At 52.3% G+C, this 11,324-nt stretch carries 8 protein-coding genes; 3 read left to right on the top strand and 5 right to left on the bottom strand.

Translation table 11 applies throughout. From position 1 onward, the window contains the following. Positions 1-177 precede the first annotated feature (177 nt). Entirely contained in the window at positions 178-1,155 is a 978-nt protein-coding gene (locus AQR02_RS21170) for a LacI family DNA-binding transcriptional regulator (RefSeq protein ID WP_054942417.1), read from the top strand. 155 nt (positions 1,156-1,310) lie between these two features. Continuing rightward, complete coding sequence (locus tag AQR02_RS21175; protein ID WP_108722076.1) at positions 1,311-1,769, top strand: DinB family protein; 459 nt, start codon at positions 1,311-1,313, stop codon at positions 1,767-1,769. A gap of 100 nt (positions 1,770-1,869) precedes the next feature. On the opposite strand, the gene pgmB is transcribed toward AQR02_RS21175, so the two are convergent. The 5 genes from pgmB to AQR02_RS21205 all read right to left on the bottom strand — a co-directional run bounded on the left by pgmB (position 1,870) and on the right by AQR02_RS21205 (position 10,172). Further along, the gene (gene pgmB, locus AQR02_RS21180; protein WP_108722077.1) at positions 1,870-4,878 is read right to left on the bottom strand and encodes a beta-phosphoglucomutase; all 3,009 of its coding nucleotides are present in this window, start codon (positions 4,876-4,878) and stop codon (positions 1,870-1,872) included. A 25-nt stretch (positions 4,879-4,903) separates the two neighbouring features. Next, positions 4,904-5,995, bottom strand: a complete 1,092-nt coding sequence (locus tag AQR02_RS21185) for a carbohydrate ABC transporter permease (RefSeq protein WP_054942418.1) — start codon at positions 5,993-5,995, stop codon at positions 4,904-4,906. Beyond that, the gene (locus AQR02_RS21190) at positions 5,995-7,110 is read right to left on the bottom strand and encodes a carbohydrate ABC transporter permease (protein WP_054942419.1); all 1,116 of its coding nucleotides are present in this window, start codon (positions 7,108-7,110) and stop codon (positions 5,995-5,997) included. Before AQR02_RS21190 ends, AQR02_RS21185 begins: the two co-directional genes overlap by 1 nt. Positions 7,111-7,296: 186 nt before the next feature. Further along, positions 7,297-8,724, bottom strand: a complete 1,428-nt coding sequence (locus tag AQR02_RS21195; protein WP_054942420.1) for an ABC transporter substrate-binding protein — start codon at positions 8,722-8,724, stop codon at positions 7,297-7,299. A gap of 443 nt (positions 8,725-9,167) precedes the next feature. Next, entirely contained in the window at positions 9,168-10,172 is a 1,005-nt protein-coding gene (locus AQR02_RS21205; RefSeq protein ID WP_054942422.1) for a LacI family DNA-binding transcriptional regulator, read from the bottom strand. An 841-nt stretch (positions 10,173-11,013) separates the two neighbouring features. Here AQR02_RS21205 and AQR02_RS34730 point away from each other — a divergent pair. Then, positions 11,014-11,324: MsnO8 family LLM class oxidoreductase (locus tag AQR02_RS34730; protein ID WP_245237684.1), on the top strand; the 311-nt coding region annotated here is incomplete at its 3' end.

Here is an 11,324-nt window from a genome sequence, read left to right on the forward strand (position 1 = left end):
CACTGTGTCTGGGCTATGCTACCTAATAATAGGACTGTCTGCTTTAATTATATGGGCAAACGCTGATTTTTGAAATCATTAATAGGATGAATAAGGCCAGTCCTGGATAGACACTGCGCCGGCATCCACGTTAGAATTATTTTGTTAAGATCCGCTTAGGGACAGGAGGCTGATATTATGCCTACAATTAAAGATGTAGCACTAAAGGCAGGCGTTTCGGTTACCACCGTATCCCGGGTGCTCAACAACAGGGGGTATCTAAGCGAGGAACTGAAGAAAAAGGTTCTGCTGGCGATGGATGAATTGAACTACCGGCCTAATGAGCTGGCCCGTTCGCTCAGCCGTTCAAGGTCCAATATTATCGGACTGATCATCCCCCATGTCTCGCATCCCTTCTTCGGTGAACTTACGGGCTATATTGAGGAGCATGCCTACCGTAACGGCTGCAAGCTTCTGCTCTGTAATTCCTGGCAGGATAAACACAAGGAACTGGAATATATCGATATGCTGCGATCCAGCCGGGTGGACGGGATCATTATGGGCAGCCATACACTGGAGGTAGAGGCCTACCAGCAGATGAATCTGCCCCTGGTCACCTTTGACCGGCAGATCTCACCCGATATTCCTTATGTGTGTTCAGATAACTACCTTGGCGGCCAATTGGCTACGACGTTATTAATTGAAAAAGGCTGCAGGAATATCGCCCATATCGGCGGACATCCCGGCCTGAATATATTATCAGGGCTCCGTGCGGAGGCTTTTGCCAATACCGCAGCTGCACATCATATTCAGCATACTTTACTGCATACGGATGATAACAGCTTTGATGTCGCAGCGTATGAGCGGCTGCTTGCGCAATTGTTCCGTGAACAGCCCGGCATTGACGGGATCTTTGCCGGCAGCGATATGATCGCCGCCTATGCCCTTAAGGCCTGCATGGAGCGCGGCAGACGGGTACCCGGGGATGTGCGGATTGTCGGCTATGACGGCATTGCGCTGCGCAATATGCTCGGACTTCCGCTCAGCACGATCCACCAGCCCATTGAAGCGATGGGCAAGCTGGCCGTGGAGTTAATTATCCGGCAAGTGCATGGAGAGAGCGTCTCCGCAGAGTACATACTGCCTGTTGAGCTGGAAGAAGGCGCTACGACATAATAACTGCCTGGCCGGTTATATCAGAAGTCAGAAGCGCTATATCCGTCCACACCACAGCCTGTTTCGACAAAATATGAGTTTTAGTCGTCTACTAGGCAACCACTCCTATTTACTGGGAGCTGCACAACAAGATAAGTGAGAGGCAGTGATGATTCATGACCGATTCTACAATTTCAGAACTGACGCGACTGTTGAGCGCTGTTCCCGAGGCTTTTGCCCGGGTTGATGCCGCAGACGCAGCCGCCCCCCGTCCGGGAGGCAAATGGTCCAAGCTGCAGCTGCTCGGCCATCTATGCGACTCGGCGCTTAACAATCTGTCCCGCTTTATCAAAGTGCAATACGAGCCTCAGCCGCTCAGCCTAGCCCTCTACGACCAGAATGAATGGGTAGCCGCCCAGCAGTATGCCGGCACCCCCCGGGAAGAGATCTTATCGCTCTGGATCAGTCTCAACCAGTCCGTCCTTCGGGTGATATCCGTTCTTTCCCCTGCCCAGCTTGAGCTTGTGTTCCTGCTTGAAACTGGAGAAACGGTCACCCTTCAGTGGCTGATTGACGATTATCTGAACCATATGAAGCATCATCTGGGACAGATCTTTCCCGATACGGAGTTATAGGGAATGCTCTTATACATCTAAATCGTGCCAGATAACAGCAAAGCCGCGGCTTCTCCCTTAAGGAGAATCGCGGCTTTAGGTTTGTTGTGTAACAGCTCCGTTATTTCCTGAGCAGCTCCAGGAGCATTTCCAGGGTCAGCTCTGAGGTTGAAGACAGCAGGAGATCCGCTTCGCCCAGCAGCTCCGCGCTGCCGATGCCTACGGCTGTCATGCCGGCAGCCTTGATGGCGGCTATTCCCGCCGCTGCATCCTCCACACCAATGCAATTGCCTGGTGTTACTCCAAGCAACTCCGCTGCTGTCAGGAAGATTTCCGGGTCGGGCTTGCCCCTGCGCAGCCCGGCCGGATCGGCTATCGCCTGAAACCGGCGGGCAATGCCGAGCCGCTCCAGAATCAGCGGAGCATTCAGGCTGGCCGAGGCCAGTGCGGCATCAATGCCCCGCTGCTCCAGGGAATCCAGCAGCTCCGCGATACCCGGCAGCAGATGTTCTGGCGTGATGCTACCGATCATCTGCCGGTAGTGATCGTTCTTCTTCTCTGCCAGCCGAAGCCGCTCTGCTTCCGTTAACTTGAGACCGCTGCCCTCCAGCACAATATCCAGCGATTCCATGCGGCTAACCCCCTTCAGCCGTTCATTCTTCTCACGGCTGAAGGGGATGCCCAGCTCATCGGCCAGGGCTTGCCATGCCTGGTAGTGGAACTCGGCAGAGTCGGTGATCACGCCGTCCAGATCGAAGATTACTGCCTCGAGCTGCCGGGCAAGCGGGACACTCACCGGTTCCTGCGGTAGCAGCGTTAAGATCCGGTCTCTGTATTTGATCTGAAGGCTGGTGCCTTCCAGCAGAGTATAAACGGCTGCTCCGCTGTCCACGTAGATGTCCAGCAGCTGGCCGCGGACTGTAATCTTGAAGCGGTAGCTCTCCCACTGCTCCGGCAGCACCGGAGCAAAGCACAGCATCCCGTTATACTGCCGCAATCCGCCGAACCCGTTCACAATGGACATCCAGGAACCAGCCATGGCGGCCATATGCAGCCCGTCCTTGGCGTTGCGGTTAATGTCATCCAGATCCATCCGTACGGTGCGGTCGAAGTAGGCATACGCCCCGGCCAAATCGCCGATTTCTGCCGAGACGATGCTGTGAATGCAGGGCGACAAGGAGGAGTCATGTGTCGTCAGCGGCTCGTAGTACTTATAATTACGGATTTTATCGGCCAGGCTGAACTTGTCTCCGAGCAGGAACATCGCCATTACCAGATCCGCCTGCTTGAGCACCTGGTGGCGGTAGATCACCAGCGGATGATAATTCAGCAGCAGCGGGTATTTATCGGCAGGCGTATTCTCGAAATCCCATTTCCGCTTCGTCAGGAACGTGTCATCCTGTGCATAGATGCCCAGTTCCTCGTCAAACGGAATAAACATCTTCCCGGCAGCTTCCTTCCAGCTCTCCGCCTCTTTCATGGACAGGCCAATCGCCTGCCGGAGCCGCTCGTAATCCTCCGGATAGTGCTGCTCCAGCAGCCGGGCGGTCTCATAGGCATAGAGGAACTGGTCCTGGACCATCAGATTGGTGTAGGCATTGTTATTCACTATTGCCGTGTATTCATCAGGCCCCGTTACGGCATCGATGCAGAAGGCTCCACCGCGCGCCGGATTGAAATGCCCGAGATCCAGCCAGAAGCGCGAGGTTTCGAAGAGAATCTCCGCCCCCTTACTGACCAGAAAACCAAGGTCGCCCGTCGCCTGCACATATTGCTTGAGCCCATAGGCGATATCTGCGTTGATATGTGCCTGGGCCGTACCCGCCGGGAAATAGGCGGAGTTCTCTTCGCCGTCTATCGTACGCCAGGGATACAGTGCCCCCTTCTGCGACATCACGGCGGCCCGTTCCCGTGCCTTGCCGAGTGTGGCATAACGGAATTCCAGGAGCGCCCGGCTGACAGCCGGCTGTGTGTACGTAAAGAACGGCAGCATGTACATTTCCGTATCCCAGAAGTAGTGGCCTTCGTACCCTTCGCCGGTCAGTCCCTTGGCGGCAATGTTTGTTACACCATCCCTGCCGGTGGACTGCAGCAGCTGAAACATATTGAAGCGGATGCCCTGCTGCAGTGCGGAATCGCCCTTGATCTCCACATCGGTATGTCCCCAAAACTGATCGAGATACGACTGCTGTTCATCCGCCAAGCTGCTGAAGCCACAGGTTTCAGCCATGCTGAGCACCTTAACGCTCCGGCTCTGCAGCTCCTCTTCCGGATAGTCCTTCGAGGTATGGTACGTAATATATTTGGTCAATGTCACGGATTCCCCGCTCTGCACCGCAGCTCCGTAACAGACCCAGATCCGCTGGCCGATGAGCTGCCGGCTCAGCTCACGGCCGGACTCCGCCTGCAGCCCGTGGCTTACAGCCGTCAGCAGGGCAAACCGGGTATGCCGCGTCCGCTGCCGCATCCAGAGGATGTCCGCCGCTTCGTCATAACCAGCATCTTCCAGCAGCAGGCTGGGTTCGGCACTGCCCGATCCGAGCCGCGGGTCATCGCTGGCCTCGGTACGGGTAATCTGCCCGTCCAGTGCTGAGACAAACTGCAGCGTGCCGGAGAAATTCAGCGCCGTCACCTTGTATTCGATTGCAGCCAGGTGCTTGTGCTGCAGGGATACCATCCGACGGATCATAAGCAGCAGGCGGTGTCCCGCCGGAGATTCCCATTCCACCTCGCGGTGCAGGATGCCGCTCTTCATATCCAGCCACCGCCGGTAGCGGTGCACGATCCCGCTGTCCAGCCGGAAGGTGTGTCCTTCAATGCTCAGCTCTATTATCCGCGCATCGGTCACATTGAGCATCGACTGGTTCCGCGCCGGGAGCCCGAAGGCCCCCTCGGGATATACAATCGGCTCAGAGTCATAGAAACCGTTCAGGTAGTTCCCGGCAACCGAGGTGCCGGCCGTTCCATGGTAGCCTTCCTCGAAGTTGCCGCGCATGCCGATATACCCGTTGCCGAGCGCAAACACACTCTCGCTCCGCTGATTGTTCTCATCCTCAAAGGCATCCTCGCCGAGACTCCATTCCCGGTAAGGGTACAACGCCGGCGGATGCTCATATGGCTTCATCTTCATGGTAGTTATTCTCCTCCATTCGCTGCTAACCTTTCACGGATCCGCCCATCAGCCCTCTGACGAAATACTTTTGCAGCAGGAAGAAAATCGCCAGCGGCATCAGCATCGAGATGAATGCAGCGGAAGTCAGCAGATGCCAGTCATTGCCCCGTGAGCCGACCAGATCCGCAATCTTCATCGACATGACCTGAACAGAAGGCTGGTTGCCGATAAAGATCAGTGACACCAGATAATCATTCCATACCCAGAGGAACTGGAAGATGCCGATGGAGGCCAGTGCAGGCACGGACAGCGGCAGAATCAGTCTGCTGAATATCGTGAAGTGGCTCGCCCCGTCGATAAACGCCGACTCGAACAAATCCTTGGGCAGCTGGCTGATAAAGTTATACATAAAATAGGTAACCAGCGGCAGGCCGAAGGCGGTATGCGCCAGCCAGATACCGAGATAGCTTCCGTTCAGCCCGAGCGCCGTATAATCCTTCAGCACCGGAATCAGTGCCACCTGAATCGGAATGACCAGCATGGCTATGATGATTACGAATAAAGTTTTGCGGCCCGGAAAACGCAGCCAGGCAAAGGCATAGGCGGCAAAAGAGGCAATCAGCACCGGAATGACCGTGGCCGGAACTGCTATCGTCAGCGTATTCCAGAACGCCTGCGATAAGCCCGTGCCCTTCTGCATCGTTTCACTGCCATCAGCTTCCTTGAGTTTATACTCCTTACCGGACAGCACATTGTTATAATTGTCGAGCGTCAGATCAGGAACTGTTTTCCATCCCTGCTCCTGCACATTGATTGTGCGTGCCCGGCGGTTCTCCCAGATCAGGCGGCTGTCGTCCGCCTTCACGCCCGCTTTTAACTGGTCATCGCTGTAGGTCTTGCCGTTCACCTCAATCGGCTCCCGCAGATCCACATCCTTGGACAGCTTCAAGGTCTCGCCTGCCGTCCATTCCTGATGGGGGAATACCTTCCACCAGCCGGTCTGAAGAATATCCGCTGCCGGACGGAAGGAGGAAATAAAGAGCCCCAGTGTCGGAAGTAGCCAGATGAAGCAGATGACGCCGAGTATAAGGTTAACTACCGTTTTGCTGCCTTTTCTTTTCTTTTTGCCGACCATTAGAATCCCCCCTGCTTGCGGAACTGACGCAGATTAATCAGAATGACAGGCAATACTGCGATCAGGAGCACAATAGCCAGCGTAGAGCCGTAACCGAAATTACGGTACATGAAGAACTGCCGATAGAACTGCGTCGCTACTACTTCTGTATCGTATTGACCTCCCGTCATCACCATGACGACGTCAAATATTTTCAATGTAAAGACGATGATCGTTGTAGTCACAGTGAGGATGGTGGAAGAGATGAACGGAATCATAATTCCGAAGAAAATCTTCACCTCACCGGCGCCGTCGACGCGTGCTGCTTCGAGAATATCGTCAGGAACGCCTTTGATTGCTGCGGAAAAGATAACCATTGCAAACCCCGTCTGCATCCAGATCAGGATGATAATGAGGAAGAAATTATTCCAGGGCTGCAGCATACTCGTCCAGGCCTGCGGTTCACCGCCAAAATAAGTGACCATCGCGTTCAGCAGTCCGATCTGCTCATCACCCGGCTGATAATAATAGACAAACTTCCAGATAACGCCTGCGGCGACAAAAGAAATGGCCATTGGCATGAAAATGATCGATTTGGCGATTTTCTCGTAGCTGCTGCGGTCGGCCAGAATGGCAATGAGCAGCCCGAAGCAGACACAGGCCAGCGTGCCGACAAACACCCACAGCAGATTGTTGCGCAGTGCCGTAGCCATCAAGTGGTCGCTGAAGATCGCTGCATAGTTGCTGAGTCCCACGAATTTCTCTGAAGAAGCGTTGAAAAAGCTTAAGTACAGTGTCCGCAGCGCCGGCAGGATTAACAGCCAGCCGAGGATAATGACCGCAGGTCCGATAAAAATATAGGGAAGCACCTTTCTGCGGATATGATCAGGGTACTGTTCAACGGCCCAGGTCAGGGTGTAGTAGATCAGATAAACACCCAACACGCCCCACAGCACCGCCAGAACGGCAGTCAGAAGCGGATTAAGCGTGGAATCACGGAAAAACATGAAGATCAGCCCGTTGACAACGATGTTCGCGAGCAGCACACCGAGTGATAACAGCACCGCCCTGGCACTGATTCTCTGCTTGGCCTGCGTACCCGTAGCCCCGGGCTTCGCCTTTATTTGTGCATCCATAGTAGCTCCTCCTATAAGTTTTGCGCAGCAAAACTTGCCTCGTAAGCATACGCTTGGTTTTGTGCAGCAAAACTCTTTTCGTAAGCGGTCAAACAAATAAAAAGAGGGGCAGGGTGTCATTCACAGCAGTCTGCCCCTCTTCCAAACCATGGTGTTCCTGAGATTTGCCTGCCTTACCTCTTACTCTTAGTTGTTCCAGCCGGACTGAATCTGTTCCAGCGCCTGATCCAGCGTAGCTGTACCGCTCACGTAGTCCGTCATGCCTTTCCAGAATGTTCCCGCGCCCACCTTACCCGGCATGAGGTCGGAGCCGTCAAACCGCAGGGTCGAAGCATCCTGTACCAGCTTTGCCATCCGGCGGTCAGACTCGGATTGGTACCAGTCGAGCGAAGCGTCATTCATTGGAGCAATTACGCCGCCTGATTGTACCCAGCTCTTGATCGATTCGCCTGTGGTGAAGAATTCCATAACCGCACGCACTTCCGGACGGTCATTGAACATCGCATAGATGTCACCGGCTACGAGTACCGGTTTGCCGTACTGCTCATCAATCGGCGGCAGGTAGAACCAGTCGTAGTCTTCATCAACCTTAGCCGTTTCCGGGAAGAAGCTTGTAATAAAGTTTCCGATCAGGTTGAACCAGGCCTTTGGCGGATTCTCGAACATTGGCTTCGGCGCGTCGCCGAAGGCTGTAGTTACAATCGATTTGGTGCCGCCGTATACATAATCTTTGTTAAGCCAGATCTTAGACATAATTTCCACTGCGTTTTTCACTTCCGGAGAAGTGAACGGCAGCTCGCCGCTGACCCACTTGTCATAATTCTCCGGTGTTGTTGTACGCAGCATGATATTTTCGATCCAGTCCGTTGCCGGCCAGCCTGTAGCTGCACCGCTCTCAATGCCGATCGCCCATGCCGGATCGCCATCCTTGGCAATCTGCTCCGTGAGCGCCATCAGCTCATCCCAGGTCTGTGGAACCGTATAACCTGCTTCATCAAACTGCTTCTTCGGATACCAGACCAGACTCTTTACATTGCTGCGGTTCCAGATCCCGGCCATGATCTTGCCGTCTTTGCCGTCCATGGTGGACATGTCGAGCCAGCTCTGATTGTAATTGCCCTTGAGCTTCTCCTGATCAAGCACACCCGTCAGGTCAACCACCTTGCCGGTTTTGGCAATAGAGGCGAGCAGGCCCGGCTGCGGGAAATCGGCGATATCCGGGGCATTGCCGCCATCAACCCGGATGTTGATTGTAGCTTCGAACTCTTTCGAGCCTTCATATTGAATATCAATGCCGGTTTTTTCTTCGAATTCTTTGATACTACTCTCAAACTTTACTTGGTCAGCGTCCACGAATGGTCCGAACATCGTTACTTTGGTTCCTTTATATTCACCTTTCATCGCTAATTCCAGCGGGCTTCCGGTTGCTGTGCCTCCTGCATTATTTGTCGATGGCTGGTTGTTATCAGTAGCCGGTGCTTCTGTTGCAGTCGGCGGATCGGTTGGTGCGGCAGCATTATTGTTGTTATTTCCGCCGCATCCGCTCAGCATCATGGTAAAGGATAAACACAGCACCATAGCGAGTGACAGTTTACGTCCTGGAGCTTTCTTCATGTTTTCATACATCCCCTTATAATTGTATTAGAGACTGCATTTTGTCTGCCTGTTTCCGGGAATCTCCCTCGTCTGCCCGCTGAACCACCTCCTTGCAAAGCTTTTCAAAAATAGGTACATAACCTGGTTTCTGCCTAAATATGCTCATCACCGAGACTACAATATAACGCTTACATTTCCATATTATCATATAATGTATGCGTTTCCAACCATCACCCCGCATAATTTTCTCTTTTTTATTTCAATATTTAAATTTAGTAGTGAACTGTAGAAGATCCTCTTAAGGTGTCGAAATAAACCGTCATTAAATACTGTTAAATCAGGCTTTATTGCGGTGATCCTTACGGGCGGGACATCTGAAAAGCTTTTCATATTAGAATGGAAACGTCCTTGCTATCCTTATACAAAGACAGCGGCGTTTCATCATACAGACCGGCATCAGCTTATTTCTCCCGGGAGGATTCTCTCACAATTAGCTTATGCTCCATTTTTTCTTTCATTACAGCAACACTGCCGGTAGTCAGCAATTCATGCAGCTTCTCGGCGGCCCGGTAGCCCAGCTGGTAGATTGGTTGGGCAATGGTCGTTAGTTTGGGAATAAACATGCCGGACATCCGCAAATTATCAAATCCGATTACGGATACCTGCCCCGGCACCAGGATATTGCGATCCTTGAGATACGAAATCGTCCCCATAGCGAACTCATCAGCCACACAGAAAACAGCGGTGAGCTCCGGGTAATCGCTGAACAGCTCATGCGATGCCTGATAGGCATGCTCGAAACGGTGGTTGGCGTACTTGATCTTCTCCACATTCCGCTCCAGCCCGGATTCCGTAAGCGCTCTGACAAACCCGGCAACACGCGGCGGTCCGGATACCGAATTGTCGTGATTGAAGCCGATCATGCCGATTTCCTTGTGTCCCAGCTCGATAAGGAACTTCACGGCCTCGTAAGCCGCCAGCTCATCATCCACCTCTACAGATGGAACCTCGTATTCATCAGAATGCGAAGACACCAGCACAAAAGGAATTCTGCAATCCACCAGCTTCTCATAATATTCCGGATAGAGCACATCACTGGCGAACACGATCCCATCCACCTGCTTCTCATGGAAAGTATCGATATAGGACAGCATCCGCTCCTTGTCACGGTCGGTATTGCAGATCATCAGGCTGTAACCGAGCTTAATGCAGGCATCCTGCATCCCGCGGATCACTCCTGCAAAATACAGGTTCTCAATATCGGGAATGAGCAGGCCAAGTGTAAAAGACTTCTTGTAAATTAACCCGCGCGCAAACGCATTGGGCTGATACTTCAGTTCCTTAATGGCCTCAATGACCCTGTTGCGCTTGCCTGGTACTACCGTCTCCGGCGCATTCATTACCCGGGATACGGTACTGATCGACACCTCCGCCAATCTGGCGACATCTTTAATTGTTGGTTTCATAGACGTAACTTCCTTTTTAGAAAAGCTTTTCAAAACGATTATAACAAGGTCTCCCTAAATTGACAATAGAATTTTTGAAACGCTTACATTTTATTTTTTTGAATGTTATTGAGCTATTTCTATACCCATTCTATTGAGCAAGCTACAATTTTTATAGACCAAGCCCTTCAACTCTGAAAAGCTTCTCAAATTAGCTTCTGCAGCTGCCCTAGCCGCATCTGAACGAAAAAGGCCATCACTGAGGGAAGCTTTCTGTAGTTCCTGAGGCGGAACAGTGCGGCTGGCCGAAAGTTCGCTTCGGCGTGTCGTGGCTTGCTAGGTTGAGCTGGTGGATGCTTAGCTAACCATTCCTTGATCTCAGTAGTTGGAATTTCTCCATCTACTTTTCTCTCGTCGGGCCCCGGGCAGGACTTAATTGGATTTTCTCCAACTATTTTCTTCTCTATGGATCAAAATCAGCAGATTACAGGCATTTTACTGGAGGAATTCCATATATATTCTGCTTTCAGGCGAAAATGGATGAATTAGTTGGAGGTTTTCCTACTAAGCTTTTGGCAGGCAAGTCCAGCCCTTCGGATAAGCCAATCCATCAGCCGCTGGACTATCCATAGAGCATACGCCGTAGCCTTCATATCCAAAACAGTACTATAGATCTCTATCTCCTCTCCTCGCCTTCATCCATCCTCGCCTCTTCGCTTCTTATTCCTTACTCACTTCCCCACGACCACAAACTTACTTAAAGTGTGTAAATAATATTATTTCATGTTATAATTACCGGGTAGATCAATTCATAGCTGCAAATACTGCTGTAAGATGCTTAAGTCTATAACTTGGAGGGATTATTGTGAAACAACTGCGGGACATTCCCATTTCCGTGCTGGATCTCGCTCCGATTGTGGAGGGCGGAACAGCTGCGGATTCACTGCATAACACATTAGATTTAGCACGCCATGCCGAAGGTTGGGGGTATCACCGCTATTGGCTGGCGGAACATCATAATATGACTGGTATTGCCAGCTCGGCTACCTCTGTCGTTATCGGACATGTGGCTGCCGGAACCAAGAGCATCCGTGTAGGTTCCGGGGGCATTATGCTCAGCAACCATGCTCCGCTCATGATTGCTGAACAGTTCGGAACCCTGGAGTCCCTGTT

It is taken from the genome of Paenibacillus ihuae (genome assembly GCF_001368795.1).
GTDB classification, from domain to species: domain Bacteria; phylum Bacillota; class Bacilli; order Paenibacillales; family Paenibacillaceae; genus Paenibacillus_AQ; species Paenibacillus_AQ ihuae.